The organism is Spirosoma areae, from assembly GCF_054781775.1.
The window spans coordinates 22,582-39,879 of the sequence record NZ_BAAGTT010000037.1 but is presented as its reverse complement, the minus strand read 5'-3'; the positions used below and the strand labels follow the sequence as shown (position 1 = coordinate 39,879).

The 17,298-nt window shown below is 45.7% G+C and carries 19 protein-coding genes; 12 read left to right on the top strand and 7 right to left on the bottom strand.

Features of this window, described 5'->3' with window-relative positions; genetic code table 11:
• Positions 1 to 683 precede the first annotated feature (683 nt).
• The 4 genes from ACYVI1_RS22650 (at position 684) to ACYVI1_RS22635 (ending at position 3,982) form a co-directional block, all read left to right on the top strand.
• Positions 684 to 1,265, top strand: a complete 582-nt coding sequence (locus tag ACYVI1_RS22650) for a DUF4136 domain-containing protein (protein ID WP_460913116.1) — start codon at positions 684 to 686, stop codon at positions 1,263 to 1,265.
• Between the two features lie 56 nt (positions 1,266 to 1,321).
• Entirely contained in the window at positions 1,322 to 1,834 is a 513-nt protein-coding gene (locus ACYVI1_RS22645) for a general stress protein (protein ID WP_460913114.1), read from the top strand.
• Positions 1,835 to 1,955: 121 nt separating this feature from the next.
• Positions 1,956 to 3,137: an oxalate decarboxylase family bicupin gene (locus tag ACYVI1_RS22640; RefSeq protein ID WP_460913113.1), complete on the top strand. Its 1,182-nt coding sequence runs from the start codon at positions 1,956 to 1,958 to the stop codon at positions 3,135 to 3,137.
• A 125-nt stretch (positions 3,138 to 3,262) separates the two neighbouring features.
• Entirely contained in the window at positions 3,263 to 3,982 is a 720-nt protein-coding gene (locus ACYVI1_RS22635; RefSeq protein ID WP_460913112.1) for a YoaK family protein, read from the top strand.
• 118 nt (positions 3,983 to 4,100) lie between these two features.
• On the opposite strand, the gene ACYVI1_RS22630 is transcribed toward ACYVI1_RS22635, so the two are convergent.
• A complete protein-coding gene (locus ACYVI1_RS22630; RefSeq protein WP_460913111.1) occupies positions 4,101 to 4,904 on the bottom strand; it encodes a DUF2490 domain-containing protein in 804 nt (267 codons plus the stop codon).
• A 659-nt stretch (positions 4,905 to 5,563) separates the two neighbouring features.
• Here ACYVI1_RS22630 and ACYVI1_RS22625 point away from each other — a divergent pair.
• The 6 genes from ACYVI1_RS22625 to ACYVI1_RS22600 all read left to right on the top strand — a co-directional run bounded on the left by ACYVI1_RS22625 (position 5,564) and on the right by ACYVI1_RS22600 (position 9,423).
• A complete protein-coding gene (locus ACYVI1_RS22625) occupies positions 5,564 to 6,571 on the top strand; it encodes an SLAC1 anion channel family protein (protein WP_460913110.1) in 1,008 nt (335 codons plus the stop codon).
• A 197-nt stretch (positions 6,572 to 6,768) separates the two neighbouring features.
• The gene (locus ACYVI1_RS22620) at positions 6,769 to 7,518 is read left to right on the top strand and encodes a substrate-binding domain-containing protein (RefSeq protein WP_460913109.1); all 750 of its coding nucleotides are present in this window, start codon (positions 6,769 to 6,771) and stop codon (positions 7,516 to 7,518) included.
• A 79-nt stretch (positions 7,519 to 7,597) separates the two neighbouring features.
• Complete coding sequence (locus tag ACYVI1_RS22615) at positions 7,598 to 7,777, top strand: hypothetical protein (RefSeq protein WP_460913108.1); 180 nt, start codon at positions 7,598 to 7,600, stop codon at positions 7,775 to 7,777.
• Positions 7,778 to 7,909: 132 nt separating this feature from the next.
• Complete coding sequence (locus ACYVI1_RS22610; RefSeq protein WP_460913107.1) at positions 7,910 to 8,155, top strand: TolC family protein; 246 nt, start codon at positions 7,910 to 7,912, stop codon at positions 8,153 to 8,155.
• Between the two features lie 80 nt (positions 8,156 to 8,235).
• On the top strand, positions 8,236 to 8,490 hold the full coding sequence (locus tag ACYVI1_RS22605; RefSeq protein ID WP_460913106.1) for a hypothetical protein: 255 nt from the start codon (positions 8,236 to 8,238) through the stop codon (positions 8,488 to 8,490).
• 78 nt (positions 8,491 to 8,568) lie between these two features.
• On the top strand, positions 8,569 to 9,423 hold the full coding sequence (locus tag ACYVI1_RS22600; RefSeq protein WP_460913105.1) for a universal stress protein: 855 nt from the start codon (positions 8,569 to 8,571) through the stop codon (positions 9,421 to 9,423).
• A gap of 331 nt (positions 9,424 to 9,754) precedes the next feature.
• On the opposite strand, the gene ACYVI1_RS22595 is transcribed toward ACYVI1_RS22600, so the two are convergent.
• A complete protein-coding gene (locus tag ACYVI1_RS22595; RefSeq protein WP_460913104.1) occupies positions 9,755 to 10,231 on the bottom strand; it encodes an RES family NAD+ phosphorylase in 477 nt (158 codons plus the stop codon).
• A 23-nt stretch (positions 10,232 to 10,254) separates the two neighbouring features.
• Positions 10,255 to 10,692 (bottom strand): hypothetical protein, encoded by a 438-nt coding sequence (locus ACYVI1_RS22590; protein ID WP_460913103.1) that lies wholly within the window; start codon positions 10,690 to 10,692, stop codon positions 10,255 to 10,257.
• Positions 10,693 to 11,290: 598 nt separating this feature from the next.
• On the opposite strand from ACYVI1_RS22590, the gene ACYVI1_RS22585 reads away from it, so the two are divergent.
• Positions 11,291 to 11,671, top strand: a complete 381-nt coding sequence (locus ACYVI1_RS22585; protein ID WP_460913101.1) for a hypothetical protein — start codon at positions 11,291 to 11,293, stop codon at positions 11,669 to 11,671.
• Positions 11,671 to 12,174: a hypothetical protein gene (locus ACYVI1_RS22580; RefSeq protein WP_460913100.1), complete on the top strand. Its 504-nt coding sequence runs from the start codon at positions 11,671 to 11,673 to the stop codon at positions 12,172 to 12,174. Before ACYVI1_RS22585 ends, ACYVI1_RS22580 begins: the two co-directional genes overlap by 1 nt.
• 4 nt (positions 12,175 to 12,178) lie before the next feature.
• Here ACYVI1_RS22580 and ACYVI1_RS22575 read toward each other — a convergent pair whose 3' ends face one another.
• The 4 genes from ACYVI1_RS22575 to ACYVI1_RS22560 form a co-directional block, all read right to left on the bottom strand.
• Positions 12,179 to 13,861 carry a type IV secretory system conjugative DNA transfer family protein gene (locus tag ACYVI1_RS22575; protein ID WP_460913099.1) on the bottom strand — a complete coding sequence of 561 codons (1,683 nt, stop codon included), beginning with the start codon at positions 13,859 to 13,861 and terminating at the stop codon, positions 12,179 to 12,181.
• Positions 13,862 to 13,890: 29 nt separating this feature from the next.
• The gene (locus ACYVI1_RS22570; RefSeq protein ID WP_460913098.1) at positions 13,891 to 14,700 is read right to left on the bottom strand and encodes a DUF5712 family protein; all 810 of its coding nucleotides are present in this window, start codon (positions 14,698 to 14,700) and stop codon (positions 13,891 to 13,893) included.
• Positions 14,701 to 15,054 (bottom strand): BfmA/BtgA family mobilization protein, encoded by a 354-nt coding sequence (locus ACYVI1_RS22565; protein ID WP_460913096.1) that lies wholly within the window; start codon positions 15,052 to 15,054, stop codon positions 14,701 to 14,703.
• 1,832 nt (positions 15,055 to 16,886) lie between these two features.
• Positions 16,887 to 17,171 carry a hypothetical protein gene (locus ACYVI1_RS22560; protein ID WP_460913095.1) on the bottom strand — a complete coding sequence of 95 codons (285 nt, stop codon included), beginning with the start codon at positions 17,169 to 17,171 and terminating at the stop codon, positions 16,887 to 16,889.
• Between the last annotated feature and the right edge of the window lie 127 nt (positions 17,172 to 17,298).

The following is a 17,298-nucleotide window of genomic DNA, read 5'->3' as shown; positions in this document are numbered from 1 at the left end:
CTGGTTTGGTAGAGATTAGCCCCAAGTAATCAGCCATAATACTGGGTCAGCTACGCGACGGTTAAACTATCTATCTGTTTTCAAACTATTCCTGATCAGTGCTGTATCCCTGCAATAAATTGGTAGCCCATAACTCTGTTTTAGCGAAGCCATTTGTCTTCTCCATACTAGAGTGTCTTTACCGTTTAACATCACTATCTACCCTAATTACTGCCAACGAAACTCACCCAGTACATTCGTGTTGGAGAAGTCTCCAGTAGGGTGGAGCCATGATGATAAATTCCAATACAATGGAGTTGCATCAGTTGATAGTAGTTGAGCTATTTGTTGTAATGCTGTTCTGATTGTCAAATGATTAGCTCAAGATTTTATCCCTTTCTACTCAGGCTGCTGATGTGGCATCTAATTTGGCACAATACAACTGAGTTGCCGGTGTTTAGAAGGCCGATAAGACAGCCGATGTTGTTGTAAAGCAAGCTCCGGTTTCATTTATGTGCCAAAAATAGCGTCTTGACTGTATGCCACTGTGAATCAACGGTAGTACACGGCCGTCTCTTAATAAACAACGTATAACAGGCTTGTGAGCAACGGTGGCCCAACGGTTGCCCAGTACAGCGTTGCCTGATTTTTTCAAATCATTCAATGAGTAACCTCATGTATAAAAACACGAAATTGTCTATCTGATGAAAACAACCCTGCTTACTCTATTTGTTTGTTTAGTCGCCCTATCGGCAAAGTGCCAGATCAACGTTGACTACGATCACACTGTGGACTTTGGCCAGTATAAAACGTTCGCCTTTGCTCCAGGCAAAGCTATGCGCCAACTGGGCGTGAAGGACAATGACAGTACATTTATAAACAAGAACATACAGGAAACCGTAACGCAGATTCTGAGCAAGAAAGGACTGTCTTTCGCCAATAATAATGCTGACATTACCATTACATTCATTGCCGGAGCCAAAGAGAAAAAGGAAATCGAGAATTACATTGGTAGTCCTCAATTTGGTTTTGGATATGGCCAACAGTTTTACGGTGCGGGTGGTTGGTGGGGCCCATCCTGGAACAATTGGTGGGTAAACCAGTACGAGCAGGGTACCCTTATTCTGGACATTTACGACACCAAAACCAACGAACTCGTTTGGCGGGCCTATGCCGTATCCAACATCACTAATTTCAATGAGCAGAAGTTCGTAGACCGGGAAGTCAATAGGGCATTGAAACGCTTTCCGCCCAGGAAAGAACCCGGAGAATATGCGGAAAAGTAGCCGGATTGAATCTGTACATCGTATTTATAACCAGTACTTTAAACTCTAATTTTGCCATGAATAACCAAAATGCATTCGTTGCTCTTTACGATAGCCATGAACTGGCCGAAGACGCCGTCAAAAAACTTCAGAAGGCCGGTTACAATATGAAAAAGCTCTCCATCGTCGGCCAGGATTATCACACGGAAGAGAACGTGATCGGGTACTATAATCTTGGTGACCGGGCCAGAAAATGGGGTGGTGCAGGGGCCTTCTGGGGAGGTATCTGGGGCCTACTGTTCGGGTCAGCTTTCTTTTTTCTGCCGGGACTGGGTCCGGTGCTCATTGCCGGGCCGCTGATAGCCTCGCTGGTGGCCGCTCTCGAAGGAGCCGTGGTAGTGGGCGGGTTTACGGCGCTGGGAGCCGCTCTGTATAGCTTGGGGATTCCAAAGAACAGTATCCTGCAGTATGAGACAGAACTCAAAACCGGCAAGTTCATGCTGGTGGCCCACGGAACCGCCGACGATGTGGAGAGAGCCCGAGACATTCTCGGCATTGAGCAGGAAACTCCAGCAAACGTTCTGGTGTAGAACGTTGCAATTTTATCTGTTGTAGGGAATAGGCTCAAATTACGAGCATCCTACCCCGGTTGTCTCCTCATCATCGGTGGTTTTTAAGTGCTTATCTGATCTTAATTATACCTGGTTCATTATGAAAGCAGACAATGAAAATGCATCGGCAGATGCCATACCACAGCCCCAGGGTACAAACCGGGGAGGTTCCGATTTTGGCCCTCGCAATCTCAGCCGGGATCGGGAAAATCCTGACCTTCTGGCCCCTCCTGACACGGACAAGGGAACCGTGAACAACCTTCGTTTTTCCTTCTCCGACGCCCATAACCGGCTCGAAGAAGGGGGCTGGACGAGGGAGGTAACCGAGCGGGAACTCCCCATTTCCACAACGCTTGCCGGCGTAAATATGCGGCTTAACCCCGGGCAGCTCACAGGCGTGCGGGAACTTCATTGGCACAAACAGGCAGAATGGGCTTTTATGATCAGTGGTAGGGCCAGGATTACAGCCGTCGACGCCGATAGCCGTAATTTCGTTGATGATGTCAACGAAGGGGACTTGTGGTATTTTCCCGCCGGGATTCCCCATTCAATTCAGGCTTATCCGGAAGGGTGTGAGTTTTTATTGGTATTTGACGATGGTAGCTTTTCGGAGAACAATACATTTCTGCTTACGGAGTGGCTGACGCGCACACCCCGATCCGTAGTGGCCAAAAATTTCGGGGTTTCCCTGGAAGCACTGGAAAATTTACCGCTTAAAGAAAAATACATCTTCCTGGCTCCGGCCCCTCCCGAAAGCCTTTTAGCGGATCAGATAGCCAGTCCAAACGGCCGGGTCCCCCAGTGGTTCAGCTATCATCTGTCTCAACAGGCCTATACTGACGTGGCGGGTGGCCGGGTAAAGATTGTTGATTCGACTATTTTCCCCGTTTCTAAAACCATTGCAGCCGCTTTGGTGGAAGTTGCTCCGGGCGGCATCCGGGAAATGCACTGGCATCCTAACAACGACGAATGGCAATACTACCTGGAAGGCCAAGGGCGGATGACGGTCTTTACCTCGGGAGATAAAGCCCGTACGTTCGACTATCGGGCGGGTGATGTGGGCTACGTACCGTTTGCCATGGGTCACTACGTGGAAAACACGGGTGATACACCCTTACGATTTCTGGAAGTATTCCGTAGTGATCGTTTCGCTGACATCTCCCTCAATCAATGGCTGGCGCTGACGCCACCCGAGCTGGTTCAGGCGCACTTGAACGTCGACCATACCTTCACCGATAAGCTAAGCAAGCAAAAGCCGGTCATTGTGAAGGTCTTATCGTAGGCCGACGTAGCCTCTCTATCGCAAAACGGGCACTATTTACTGACCGATAGTTGTGCCCGTTTTGCTGTTTCGTGCCGTTTATCATTTACAAACTTTCTGATTAGAGCCTGATTCTCAATACGCTCATGGAACGCCAAACGACTTTTGCCCTTGCTTTTGTTACTGGCTTCGTAGATACGGTCGGCTTCATTACCCTGTCCGGGCTTTTTATCGCCCAGATCACCGGTAATCTGGTGCTGGTGGGCGCTTCTTTTATTAAAGCCGATGATGCCAATAACATCAATCGATTGCTAATGATACCCGTCTACCTGCTAGGTAGTAGCCTTGCTACGCTTCTTGGCCTGTTACTCCAAAAGGCTTCTAAAGCGGTCTTCCCGAAGTTGCTACTGGTAGAAGCCGGGTTGCTGCTTTTGTTTACCGGGTTAGGGTATTTTCTGGACAACCCGCATCACCCGCTGGAGGCAGTGGATATGTTTATGATTGCCACTACCGGCGTACTGGCTATGGCCGTTCAAAGCTCAGCCGTACGGCTAGGATTTCCGGCCTATGTGTCAACGACGACCATGACGATCAACGTAACCCAGTTTTCCATCGACCTGGTTGATTATCTGGCAAATATTACTCCGTTTGTCCGGCGTCCTCAACCACAAGCTCAGCAACAGATCCTGGCGCATCAGGTAAATCGCTACGGCGTGGCACTGCTTGGCTTTATCGTCGGTACCGGCACGGGTGCCTTGTTATTTGCCCAGATAGGGGTAGTGTCTACGATTTTACCCGTCGGCCTGGTTCTATGGGTAGCTGTTTATTCCCAACGATCTGCCAGTGCAGGAAAGATATTGACGTAGTAGAGGTAAACAACACGTATTGTTATTGCGTATATGCATGATCGTTATCACATCACCTGCCACGCAAAACATCTTTTGCGTGGCAGGTGAATCAGGTATCTGCTGAGGTCTAACCTGGTTATTTGTTTCTTTTGGTCAAATCAATGCTGTGATTTACGTTTACCCGAAACCCATTATTAATCTCAACAACCGGTTGGCCGGTTGTTGCATTCGGTCTGGCGTGTTGAAGGATCTGATTTAAATAGTTTAGCTCTACTTGCAAACCCTTCCGAACCTGATAGCCTATGCCCGCCGAGATTCGGTTCTGGTTAAAGATGTTCTCGTTTACCCGTTTGCCGAAACCAATAAAGAGTTCATCAAAGAAATTCAAGTAGAAATTTCCGTTCTCAATAGTTATCCCGCCTAAGGGCAACTTTCCGGAAATCTGGTAGCGAACTCGGTTCTGAAACTCCCATTCAGCAACATGGCGGGGATTCTCGGTCGCTAATACCCCTAACCATCGCTGCTCCAGACGAAACCGGTGCGCGAGGTGCAAGCGTCCGTAGGATTCACTCATCTCGACATCCTGATAAATGCGCTGTTCCGGGTACGGTACACCCAAGTCGGCCTGGGGATACGCTCCGTACGGGAAAGTGGCCAGATAGGTGTAGCCTCCGGCAAACTTCACCCGCTCGGATAGCTTATAGGTAGCTCCCAACCGCGCCAGCGACTGTTGCCATGTCCGGATAAGATCAATTCGTCGCCATTGATATTCCGTATGAATCGCCCACTTTTTCGCAACGCGATAATCGCCGTTATAAACGTACCACCCGATGTCGTTATGGTCCAACACTCGTCTGGACTGGCCATGCCCTTTACCATTAACGAATAGGAGTAACCCGACCAGCAGTCCCGGCCTGACATAATTGTTAATCAGCTTCATCCTGATAATTTGTTAGTATTTGTTGTTGATTATAACCCGCAGGATACCCATCAAATGTGAGTTGCGGATTGCCTGAGCGGTAAGAAAAAGCGTGCCAAAGCCAATTCTTCAGCTACCACCTACTGCCAATCCGCGTCAGAACGTAAGAAATTGACCTTTTGCTGATTTCACCGATGGAGTAAGCTTAACGTGTACTCCATTTTAATAGAGTACCTATCCGTTTCTCTCCAATCGGTTGGAGAGAAACGGATAGGTAGCCTGTACAGATCGGTTAAAGCGGTCCAGGGAAAAGCTAACTCAATACACTCGTATTCAAACACGCCTACCTGTTACATAGCGTGGAAACCGTCTGACAGAAAGTTGAACTCATAACTCTACATAGCTGGAGTTTTGGAGGCAAACTCTATCTGATGGGAGATTACGCCATAAGTTATGTGTTCATCAATGGCTCATCGAATTAGCAAAAAAGCCAATTTAATCCCTTAGAACATGTTTTTAAGGGATATACATTCGGGTTGAAGCGGATTGGCTTTCTTTTTGAACACTCACCTACCAGTCGTCGTGGCATATGGCCTCATCCATCCAGTTTCTTACCTGGAACATACCAGTGAGGGAGAATATTGACTACGGCGTGACCTCTTTCCAAACGGACTGGAACTATGAAAACGGTTGATTTAACTGGACAACAGCCAACCCCCGAAACCATGGCGGATAAGAAGTCAGCGAGTAGCCCTTTGTCTTCTTTGCCGATAAATCTGTTTGCTTCGGTCGTTAGTTTAGCGGGACTAACAGCTGACTGGCGGCTCTCGGCCCACCTGTTTCGAACGGATGCAGGTATTGCAGAAGTCATGGGACTAATAGCCTGGGTTGTTTTCATTTTTCTATTGATAGCATATGGCCGAAAAGCGCTTATCTATCCCCAACAAGTGATGAACGAGTTTAAGCATCCGGTCGTGGGTAGCTTCTTCGGTATCATACCCATCAGCATCCTGTTACTTGCCAATCCAGTAACTCCTTATTCGCTCCGAATCGCCGAGTTGATTTGGCTGGTGGGGGCTGTCCTGATGATCGCCATTTCGTTCCTGACAACGTATCGCCTGATGGCCATTCAACAAAATCGCCTGAATGCAACACCAATCTGGCTCATTTCAGGAGCCGGTACGTTCAACGTTGCTGTTACCGGTGGTTCGATGACGTTTTCGGGAGCTGAAGAATTGAGGCTGCTGGGGTTTTCTATTGGAATGGGGTTGGCACTCATTTTTTTGACCCTTCTCTTCTCCCGACTCATTTTTGACGACCGACTCGAGCAGTCAGTGAATCCTGCCCTGTTCATGCTAACTCTGCCATTTTCCCTCGCTTTTCAGGGGTACCATACATTAACGCATCGAATTGACTTATTCAGTACGATACTTTACTACTTCGGTTTATTTCTATTTGCGGTAATTGCCCTCCGGGTTATCTTATTAAGGTTACCCTTTATGCTCACATGGTGGGGTATGGGATTCCCCATTGCCGCGCTGTGTAAAACGGCTTTAGAATATGCCATTTACAGGCCAACTATGCTGAACCGTGGCATTGCAGTTGTCTTGCTAACTAGTCTTACGCTGCTGATTGGGTACATGGCCATCCGAACGCTTTACGGACTATTCCCCAAACCCCTGTCGTAGAGTAAATGGCGTTTAATGTGCTGTAATGTCAAGAATTCAGCCATACGTCTTTACGATACTTCACCTGGCCAATGGGTATTAGTCGGTCAGGCAAGTGTTAGGCTTCGGATTATCAGACTGGTTTACATTCCTGCCCTCGGTGCACGTGTGACGTTAACTTTCTTACCAATCCAGAAGTGCAATTCTACTAAATGACTATGGACAAATTAGCTCTGATACTTATGTTATTTCTGCCGCTGTTTCTTCAGGCACAGGCCCCCGCATTGACCGATACCCTCTATGTGTATGGCCCCGGCGGACCATTCGGCCCCATCAACGAAAGCGCCGAACTTTTCAGCAAACAAACCGGCTATCCCGTTAAGGTAATCGCCGGGCCTGATCCGGATTGGATTGATGCGGCCAGAAAGAATGCCGACATCTTTTACAGTGGGGCCGAATACATGCTCACCCAGTTTATGAGCGATTACCCCAATCTGGTCGATCCGGCTACCCGTACGGAACTCTACGCCCGACGGGCCGGGATTCTGGTACGGCCCGGTAACCCCAAGGATATACGAAGTCTGGCTGATCTGGCTAAGCCGGGTATCGCTATACTGGATGTCAACGGGTCGGCGCAGGTGGGTCTTTGGGAAGACCTGGTTGGCCGCCAGGGGCTCAGCCAGGCCATTCAGGGCAACATCCGGCAAACGTTTATGACGGGTGCTGCGGGTATCGCGGCCTGGAAGCAGGATAGCCGGTACGATGCCTGGATTACCTTTATCTCCTGGCATCAGCGACTCAAAGAAGAAACCGAACTGGTGCCCATTCCACCCAGCGAGAACTTATTCCGCTCAACGCCCATCGCCCTGAGCCGCTTTACCAGGCAAGGGGAGTTGGCCCGTCAGTTCATCGCGTTCATGAAAACGGAACCGATGCACAACGTATTCAAAAAGTGGGGGTGGGAGTAAACCATGGCGCGATAGGCTATACCATCTTGTCCCGCGACCCGAAGGAATCGACCGTTGATTATTTAGACGTCATACCAGCATGTGGATTGTTCGACTGGCACTTAATCGCCCCTACACATTTATGGTGGCCGCCCTGCTCATACTAGTGCTGGGCGACGTACTCCGGCGAACGCGGACCTCCCGGCTGGAAAGTCTGCAACTGGCCCAGTCACTGTTCAAGGGTGGGCTAGTGACCGAAACGGATATCACCCAAGCCTAGAGCGAACTGGCTTCCGTTGATGAGCAACTGGAAGATAACGTCCGGCAGCGGCAACTGTCACTAAACACACTAAAGGCCCTTTGCGGCAGTTTCTCACCGCTGACAATACCCGTCAACTCACAACCACTGCCATTGCCGGCCATCCCGGTTGATCTTCCCGCTCAGGTGTTACGGAGCCGACCCGATATTACTGCGGCAGAGCGTCGTGTATTGGTAGTGGGAACCGAGGCCGGAGTCGCTCAGGCGGCTATCTTACCCAGGTTGATGGTAACAGGGTCTGTCGGTTTTTTATCCCAGCATATCGACAAGCTCATCAAGGGGAACAGTACGAGCTGGCTTATTGGCCAAACCTTGTCCATTCCCGTGTTTTACGGTTGAAGAACGCGGGCAACCGTAGCGACAGCCCGCGCTTATTGCGAGCAGATACTGGCCTTTTATCGGAGTCAGGCGCTAACCGCTTGGCACGAAGTGGAAGATGGTATGGAAAACCTGCGCCATTTAGCTACTCAGTCGGCGCAGCAACAACGGTCGCTGTTGGCGTACCGGCTTTGGTACATGAGCAGTACAGTAGCGGCCTGGTGACGTATCTACAGGTTGTAAGTGCGGACCGCGATGTACTGACGGCCGAAAGTGCTGCGCTGCAACTGCTTGGTCAGCGCCTAATGCAGACCATCTACCTCGTTAAGGCGACTGGTGGTGGCTGGCAGCCTTAAGCGTCATGTTTGGCAGGCAGATGCTAACGGCAGGAAAAGTCTGCTGATTATGCTCTATCTCGTTAACCCTTGATTATCATGTACAAGATTCTGATTCTGACCGATTTCTCTTCGACTTCGCACCATGCGTTGGTTTTTACGCAGGCACTCTTTGCCGATACCGCTACCCAGTTCTATTTACTCCATGCGTTTTCAACCGAACCGACCGAGGGGTTCACCGGGGCCTTTTTGCTGCATGAACAACGAAGGTTGGCCGAGGATTCCTTACTGCAACTTGAGCACACCCTGACGCAGCAGCCGGTGCCGAGCTACCATAGCTACCGAACAATGGCGATGCTGGGCAGTCCGGTAAGTGCCGTTGAGACCCTGCTCGCTCAGGAATATTTCGATCTGGTTGTGGTGGGCGCTACCGGTTTGGGCCGTACTGAATTCTTTGGCAGTGTCGCTACGGGTGTGGTCCGGTTCGCTAATACGAATGTGCTGGTGGTGCCAGCTTCCTCACCCATCCGGCAGCTTGAGCGGGTGGTGCTGGCAACGGATTACCGGTCCGTCAATGATGCGGAGTCATTTGTATTTTTGACAGACCTGGTCCGTCGAAAAGCGGCTCAACTCATCATACTAACCATCGAAAACCCCAAGCAACCAGACATGAAAGCCTCCGAATTGAGTCATCGATACGTACTCAGGGCTTTTGACGGCCCTCAGATAGACACCTACAGTATCCAGAACGAGGATGTACAGCAAGGCATCAATGCCTATTTAGATAACCATACGGTGGATTTATTTATCATGCTGCCCCATCACAAAAGCGTCTTTGATGTGTTGCGGAAAAACAGCGAAACCCGCCCCCTGGCCTACCACCCGCGTGTTCCGCTGATGACTCTGTACGACCCCACTGACTCCAACGAAAAAACCAGTTTCAGAATGGGATGACCTTCCGTTCGCTACCTACCTGTTATCTGATCCTGAAATCAAATGATTGTGCGGGTAACTTCGAATACCCATTTCAAGTTGTCCTTGGTATTCAATGGTGCCTGCACGAACGGTCAATACTTTCCGGACGAATCAGGTCAATAAAAAGATGGATAACCAACAAACGGTCAACACAAATTAGGACGGGTCAAAGCCGTTTCCGGCCATTAAATAGGTAACGAATGCTATTTAATGAACTCGTTATGTTGCTATCAATGATGGGGTTGTGTTACGATCAGCTACCGCTGAAAATCGTTCACTTAAACCTCCGATTGAATTCTATAATTGCCCTTTAGGAAACTGGACCGTTCCATAAGCGCTGATCCAGAATCAGATCTTGGCTACCCAAAATAGCAATATCCTGATAAAGGGGGTGCTTGGGATGTAATAGCACGTTATAGGAGATGTCCATCACTGCTGAGGGGACACCGATGCCTAAGTCAAGCGGGCTTTGCAACCACTCTGCAAAAATCGACTGCGTTAAGGGTAAGGCCGTTGGATAAGCCCACTCATCGGGTAACAATTCAGGATAGATCCATCGAACCTCACCATCTGGAATTTGTAAGGTGAAGATGCGCAATGCTGGAAGTTGGTCATAGGGTATTTTAGGAAAATGAACCAACGTTTCCAGCAAGGCTAAGGCGGGTGAACTAGCCGTATAGAGAATACCCACACCCGGTGGATTCCACCGCCCACCCGCTATCTCGGCCCCAATCACCGAGAGGGGGTCATGCCAATACGGCTCTTTTAGAATACGATATACCTCCACTCCAACTGCTTATTGCATAGGACTTAGCTAAATACGCCGGACTCGATGCGGGTAAAGACATTATCCACCAGTTTACAGCCGGTGACCGTATCCAGTAACGATAAAGGAGTCGGATAAGGCGGCATAGGTTCCGTAGCGATTAGTTTATGATTGGCCAATCGCTCCCGACGGGCCTGTGCTGCCGATGACAAATCGGGGGGGGCTTGCTTGGTGCCCATCTGGGCCATGGGACGGGGGAGATACTCCGTCACCGGCGAAGCAAAGCCTACCTCAGGGGTAGCCAACTCAGCTAAGGGGGTACGAAGCCAGGTATAAAATCCCTCCCGGTGCCCGTCAAAGATAGCCAGTCCGTGCTGAAATAATTTCTCCAGCAATAACAGCCGCTCCGAGAGGGGAACGGATAATTCCCCTTGATGATGATTATATAAGTTCCGTTCCGTGACACCTAAAACAAGTGCCATCTGCTTTTTGGTTAGACCTCCTAACAGGGCTACTTGGTCGACTCGACTCCGGGGTAACTTCTGGCGAGCCTGTAGAATTAGATCAGCGGTAGAAAAGCCCCAGCCAAGACCAGAAAGCTGTACGGATGGTGATACCATAGCATTATGAAGTTTTGCATGAATATAACTGAATTATTTCAAAATAAATTTCAGTGCGTCACTTTAAGTAAACACTTCCTCAGAAAGCCAGCTAGATGTTGGCTGCTAGGCAGTAGGTGATGGATGTCAGTGGTGTAAATATACCCCTCCCCTTCTCTTAAGGCGTTCAGAAAAACGTCCCATTGTTTCTGGAAAAAGATGGTCGATTATGCAGCTTAAATTCCTATATCATTGATTAAAAAATTGCCATCTTATCTCAATATAAGTCAAGGCTAACCAGCCACGCAAATATGACAAGGACATTTAGCACACCAAGACATATACAAAATTTTCAAACTTTGGCCAAGTTCGTCCTCTCTTTAAATCCTTTCGTCCCTACTGCGTTTAAAGCCTATTTTGTCCTTCCCCTTTTGTCGTATTTTAGCCGAGCCACGGTGGCTTTTAGCTAATGATTACGTTCATGGAAACGGACTACTTTTCGCTGCGATTAAACACCCTAACCGCCGATCTAAACATACCTGATGCCATACTGGAGTCAGCCACCGAAGCTGCTCGACAGGCTTTTGAAGAGCAACGCCGGGCGGGTGCAGCCGTGAACCTAGCTATTGAACATGCCGAAGCAGTGATGCTGGAAACCATCACCCCTACCCTCGATGCGGCCAGTCGGTTAAAAGATATACTGACCACTGATTTCGCCCATGTGCCGGCACTTGCCAGTCCCCCTCATTTTGGGAAACTCGTGCAGCAATTCATGCCGCTACTAACCGACCCGCCAAGCCGACTGGCTGACGCTTACATCGTGGGATTACTGACTGAGTATCTCGATAAACACTTCAGCTAATGGCCTATAATCACCGCGCGCATCTGGCCGCTAATCTGGAGGCCCTGCGTTTAGCGTTCGCCATCGACCTGCGTACTAAAGCCGGAAATGTAGTTGAGCTGACTGATGAGAAGCGGAATATACTAGCCGCCTACAGTGGTTTTGGGGCGCTTAAATCGGTTTTATTACCGGTCGGGGACGACAGCCTATGGAAAACGGGGTTGGATGCTCAATTACGGCCGGGCGTGCAACAACTTCATGCCTTATTAGCCGAAGCCGCAGGAGATCGGGCGGAAGAATTTCTATCGGGCATCCGAAATAACGTACTGTCGGGATTTTATACGCCCCCCCTCGTCGTAGATCATCTGGGTAAAGAACTGGCCAGCGTGATGGGTTCCTCACCCATTCACTATTTAGATGCGATAGAGGGGCTGAGAAAGCCAATGCCTTTGTCGTCAAAGGCGACAACCCAACTTATAGGATATTTAGCCGGACGAACGCCAGTAGTTGGTTCTCAGAATTAAGTTTCTAAAAATCATCTTTTTGCGTTGTGTTTTTAGTCTCTACTTCACGATACAATATTCCCTGAACGTCTAACTGGATTTGCAAAAAATTAGCCTTTATCTGCTCTATTGTGATGTTCTGAAAGGGTAGCATTTCAGGCAAAGGGCCTATCTGCTGCGCTTGAAATTGTGCCTTAAAACTGCTGTGATCGCTTTCAACTAATTGGCCGAAAAATTCGCCTTCACTTAGTTCCGTAATATCGTTTATTTGGATTCGTTGTCGCTCTTGTAGGCTTTCGCTCTTACTTTTAGAAAAGGAAGGTTGACTGAAAATAGTTACTCCGTTAGTACTCTTGCTTACACTTTGGGTAGTTTGTAGAACCTCATGCTTACCCCATAGTTCGGCCACATACTGAGCCGTACTCACGAGTCCAACCCGTCCCCAGAACTGATTACTTAAATTAGCGACTAAAGTATCTTTTTTTAGTCGTCCATATGCGTTTTCAATTTGGCTTAGGTCCTGAGCTGCATATACTGTTGCTACTTTATTAGCTCGTGCCGTGGCTGGTATATGTTCAAGATTAGGAATATATATAGTCGGGGCTTCATCCAGAATTACAACACTTTTCTGTTTATTTGGCTTATTCATTTGCTTGAGAGCTACTGTTGCGATCAGCGCGAGAATAGGGCCAAAAACCCCCTTTAAACCATCATAATTGCCTAATGTTACAAACTTGGGTTCTTCTGGGTCATTAATATTCAAATTAAAATCATCTCCCGACAATACCCATGCTGTTTCTTTGGTGTTAATCTTTCGTAGGGCAGTTTTTAGGGTTGAGTCTATACCAGCAACCTGGGCCTCTGCCTTACGTTCTATTGCTCCCCGTAAGCTGGCCACCGTGCCGCGTGTCTCAGCATTGGTTGATAATAATTCTACCACTTTTACTGTGTCTTCTAATACTAAGCTGACTACATGAGGAAGTGTACAGAAATTAGGGTACTCTTCTCTTAAAAACCAGATTACGGCGGTTAGGTAACTTGTAGCCTCATCTGTCCAGTAATCTGACTTTTGTATGCTTTCAGGTTTAAGATTGTTAAGTATACATTTAGCGCACTCGTCAGCATAGCTCTGTGTACGCATCAGATCGGGCCGCAGTGGGTTCACTCGATGGGAACGGTTTAAGTCTTCGAGGTCGATGTAATAAAGCTTCGTAGGCGTTTTATAGGTATCTTCCGCATACTTAGCAATTTTGGCCAAAGAGGGAAACTTAAAATCATAAAGTATACCTGCGAACCCTTGTTGAATTGATTGAATAATTATTGGCTCTATTAGGCTGGCACTCTTGCCGGACCCGGCCCCTCCAATTACCAAAACTCCCCGATAGGGATTTGTCAGATACATAGTCGGCATATCTGAGTGAACCGTTTTGAACGAAAAAACTGTCTGTTTAATATCTCGGTCAGTACGCCTTGAAGCAGCAGCGCGGTTTTTATCAATAGTATTATCGGGTCTACCTAAGAAAATTTCATACACGATAAAAGCTCCCAATCCTAAAGTGAGCACTAATGAAATACCTGCAAATAAAACGCCAGGTATTATTCCTTTCATTGCTCCTATTACTGTTGCCAGTACAAAGTACAAAACTACTGCAACTACAATATTTCTAACTGTTGCGATTCCTCCGCGTTCTCTGTTCTTAAAGTTCATTTTAAATAACGTTTGAGGTTTACACTAATTCACATGCTCATTCCAATTTGTCTACTTTGTTCTAAAACCTTATCCTTACTTCTTTTAATTTGGTCTTTTTGTAAGGCTTGATCGTAATCTTTTTTCGTACCATTTTTGATAGCATTACAATACTCATAAGATTCTTCTTTAGTACGTTGATAACTAAATTGTTTGTCAAAAGTCTGTTCATTAGCTTTATAAAATGCGTCTCTATCAAACAATTTTTTATTATTTACCATAGGGCTTATTTGAGTAGTTCTTTCTTTATTAATGTTTTTATTTGCTTCTAAAACATGCCTATTTTCTCGTGCTTCACAACGAGACACGATGATATGAATATGTCTTTGATCGCCTTCCTTTATTTCACCGGCTTTTGCCTGACCGGTTTTAACCTCTAATGATTCGTAGTTATACTTCCTTTCGTTTTCAACTTTTGCATACCAAACTAAATCTTTACTTTCTATACCTCTGTTCTCACCTCTACTATTGCGAAAATTGGCCGCGTAATTCTCCATTACCTTACGCGTATACTCTTTCAATTTTTCAGATTCATTACCAGTATGCCCCAACTCACTTTTACTTGGACTAATAATAATTGAATAGAATCGGTCGTCTTTTGTTTCTAAACCTTGTCCTTTTCCGTTATTATCAATTTGACAAATAACTTCATACTTATTGCATTTGTCACGGTTAGCAGAAAAAAAATATTCCTGCTCCATTATTAATTTTTTGTCATTTTCTTTTTCTAAATAAGTTACTAATCTGGTGCTACTTCCTTTATTGTTTCCTTTTACAGGGCTACCAAACTTTGTTTGCATTTATGATTTAATATTTAGGTGAGTAATAATCTTTTTAACATTGGCATTGACAATCCTTAAATCCTCGCGCCTGGGCATTCCTTCAGTACTGGCTATCTCAAATAAGGCATCTTTCATAGGTACTAATAACTTTTTTTCCTGCTCTTTCATAAAACTAACTAACCGACGATCCAGAGCCTTTATAGCGTCTGTCGGATTGTCAGCTTTAGGGTCTCTTGGATCAGCCTTACTGATTTTAAAATATGTCAACATTGCCTCTATAAGTCCCTTATTTGTTAATCCATAACTCTCTGCCATTCGCTCAAACTCAGCAAACGTGCTTTCGCTTACACTAATTGTTTTATACTTCGCCATAATTAGGAAAATAATTATTCTATGCCCTGATAGTCAGTATTTTAGCATTTCTACAATTACGATCTACTTATAAACCTTAATTATAATAGCCTGATTATCAGATTTTTATTGTCACAATGCACGAAAGAATAGTGTCGAAGACCTCTTTCCTCTTGCTAAATTTTGCAAAAAATTACTTTGCGCCGAACCCGCAGGGGAAGGCGATTCAACAAGTAAGTGAGTGAGTAGCACAAAATGACCTTTTTACACTTACATTTAATTCCATTGATTATCATACATTTAGACAGGTTTTTTTACTGTTAATGCATAAAACAGTGGTATATTTCGTTTAATACCAGATTAAAAAGTGAAAGACGATTAGGAATACAATTATAGGCAAAAGCGCAATCGCATCATACAAAAATGATGTATTTTCAAAATTGGTGGATAATAAAATAATCGTCTTATACAATTTAAAATATAAAAAGAAGCAATAAACTGAAAATAATGTAATGTTTTTTTAGAATATTATGCAAAGAGTCATTCATATAATTTCTAAAAAGACAAATAAAATAAATATAACAATAGATAAAAGTCAATTATTTTATTAAGTGTATTTGGCAATACCATAATTAAATAAATTCACTTAAATGTGTCGTTCGCTTTAAAAAAACTTAGAAAAGCCAAGTTATTTAGATTATGGGTGATGATACTCACATATCAGCTACCTATTCTCTGTTAATGTCTCTGATTATTGTAATAGCAACTAAAGTAATGAATAACCCCGTAGAAAATCAAACATGATAATTTTAGATGAGGCACCTACCCTATTCATTCTCAATTTTCATAAGTTGCCCGCTACCGCCGGAAGTAGTGAGGTAGCAACTGTCTATATGGTTCATAATATTTCTCAAATGGAAGATTAGTTAAAACCACAGCAATTTGAAATGTTATTGGGTAACTTGTCGAAGTATTTTTATGGCCATTTCACTGATTCAAAAAGATTACAACGGGTAACAATCCTGCTTTATAAATATGATGTCGAATATTAACAATTGGCCAAATTTCTGAAGATAGAAACTCATCGAATAGTTAAAATATTAGTACCTCGATTCAACAATGAGACCGATTACCCATGCAAACCATTCGTGATTTATAAACCGGTCAATTCGCTGGATTCATTGCTGAATGTAACGTATCTGGACTTGTTAGCCAATTAATAGCCCCTCCCTCAAAAGCTAAACTTATCAAGGCATCCACAACTGTAACCGAGGACAAGAAACGGACCAACTTTCTACAGATAAAAGAAGCGGTCAATAAGATTTTAGCAGAAAGAATAAAAATCAATACTGTACCTCTTCCCTCTACCAGTCCCAAACAAACAAATTTCAATAATCACTCTGAAAGTTGGGAAGGCTTTTCATAATGTGATGTTCTACAAAACAGTATAAGCCTACCCATATACATTGTGTCATCTATGGGTAGGCCATTTTCTATAAACAGTATTATTTAGATTGGCTTATTTAGTACAAAGCGTGTCGGATACGATTCTGTTTGTTCGTGGCATGAATGGCATAAAGTTCGCCCATTGTTTATGTCCCAAAGAGCATTGCAAGAACGTGCCGACTCTAAACTGTTCACATTGTTTTCCCTGACAAGTAGGTTAATACTTACAATATGGTCAGCTTCAATAACCCGTTTGCGCCCATTCCTGGCCCCGCAGTGCTGACAGGTGAACCTATCCCGTATGAATACTACTCTTTTCCAGTTTTCATATTCATCCATCCGGCGAATAATTCGGACAAGGTTGCTTACTGAAACAACATTGTCCCTTTGTTTACTACTCATGGAATTTATAGGTATTCAGCCTCTAATGAATGGGACTCTATAGCCTCTCTAATCACAGGGTCTAACCCTTCAATTAGGGTTTCAAGTTGGTGCGATAGAGTCCGCACTTCGTCAGCCAGTAAGCGGCCATTATGGGCGACCATATAGGGGTTTTTGGTCAGCAGGTAAACATTGCGAAGGGTCTCGATTTGGGCGTAAAGGGCACCCGTGGAAACCAGCGGCAAGCTAATCACTTGCTCAAAGGGGTTTGCATGGCTGTTAGAAACAGCGTTATTTTGCACCGTTTGCATTTGACTATATAGTTAAGTGTGACGTTCGCCCCTTCGCTTCCTCCGCCAAGATGTTAGCGTTAGGGGCTTTTTTATTGTTGTGATTATTGGCATTCACCGTAGAATGAAATAACTAAGTTGAAAGAAC

Excerpts from the sequence above, each read along its gene's own strand:
- ACYVI1_RS22590 (WP_460913103.1), bottom strand. The coding sequence starts at position 10,692 with ATGGCACTTGTTTTAGGTGTCACGGAACGGAACTTATATAATCATCAT.
- ACYVI1_RS22635 (WP_460913112.1), top strand. The coding sequence starts at position 3,263 with ATGGAACGCCAAACGACTTTTGCCCTTGCTTTTGTTACTGGCTTCGTA.
- ACYVI1_RS22630 (WP_460913111.1), bottom strand. The coding sequence starts at position 4,904 with ATGAAGCTGATTAACAATTATGTCAGGCCGGGACTGCTGGTCGGGTTA.
- ACYVI1_RS22560 (WP_460913095.1), bottom strand. The coding sequence starts at position 17,171 with ATGCAAACGGTGCAAAATAACGCTGTTTCTAACAGCCATGCAAACCCC.
- ACYVI1_RS22640 (WP_460913113.1), top strand. The coding sequence starts at position 1,956 with ATGAAAGCAGACAATGAAAATGCATCGGCAGATGCCATACCACAGCCC.
- ACYVI1_RS22580 (WP_460913100.1), top strand. The coding sequence starts at position 11,671 with ATGGCCTATAATCACCGCGCGCATCTGGCCGCTAATCTGGAGGCCCTG.
- ACYVI1_RS22600 (WP_460913105.1), top strand. The coding sequence starts at position 8,569 with ATGTACAAGATTCTGATTCTGACCGATTTCTCTTCGACTTCGCACCAT.
- ACYVI1_RS22570 (WP_460913098.1), bottom strand. The coding sequence starts at position 14,700 with ATGCAAACAAAGTTTGGTAGCCCTGTAAAAGGAAACAATAAAGGAAGT.
- ACYVI1_RS22645 (WP_460913114.1), top strand. The coding sequence starts at position 1,322 with ATGAATAACCAAAATGCATTCGTTGCTCTTTACGATAGCCATGAACTG.
- ACYVI1_RS22625 (WP_460913110.1), top strand. The coding sequence starts at position 5,564 with ATGAAAACGGTTGATTTAACTGGACAACAGCCAACCCCCGAAACCATG.
- ACYVI1_RS22615 (WP_460913108.1), top strand. The coding sequence starts at position 7,598 with ATGTGGATTGTTCGACTGGCACTTAATCGCCCCTACACATTTATGGTG.
- ACYVI1_RS22585 (WP_460913101.1), top strand. The coding sequence starts at position 11,291 with ATGGAAACGGACTACTTTTCGCTGCGATTAAACACCCTAACCGCCGAT.
- ACYVI1_RS22620 (WP_460913109.1), top strand. The coding sequence starts at position 6,769 with ATGGACAAATTAGCTCTGATACTTATGTTATTTCTGCCGCTGTTTCTT.
- ACYVI1_RS22650 (WP_460913116.1), top strand. The coding sequence starts at position 684 with ATGAAAACAACCCTGCTTACTCTATTTGTTTGTTTAGTCGCCCTATCG.
- ACYVI1_RS22565 (WP_460913096.1), bottom strand. The coding sequence starts at position 15,054 with ATGGCGAAGTATAAAACAATTAGTGTAAGCGAAAGCACGTTTGCTGAG.
- ACYVI1_RS22575 (WP_460913099.1), bottom strand. The coding sequence starts at position 13,861 with ATGAACTTTAAGAACAGAGAACGCGGAGGAATCGCAACAGTTAGAAAT.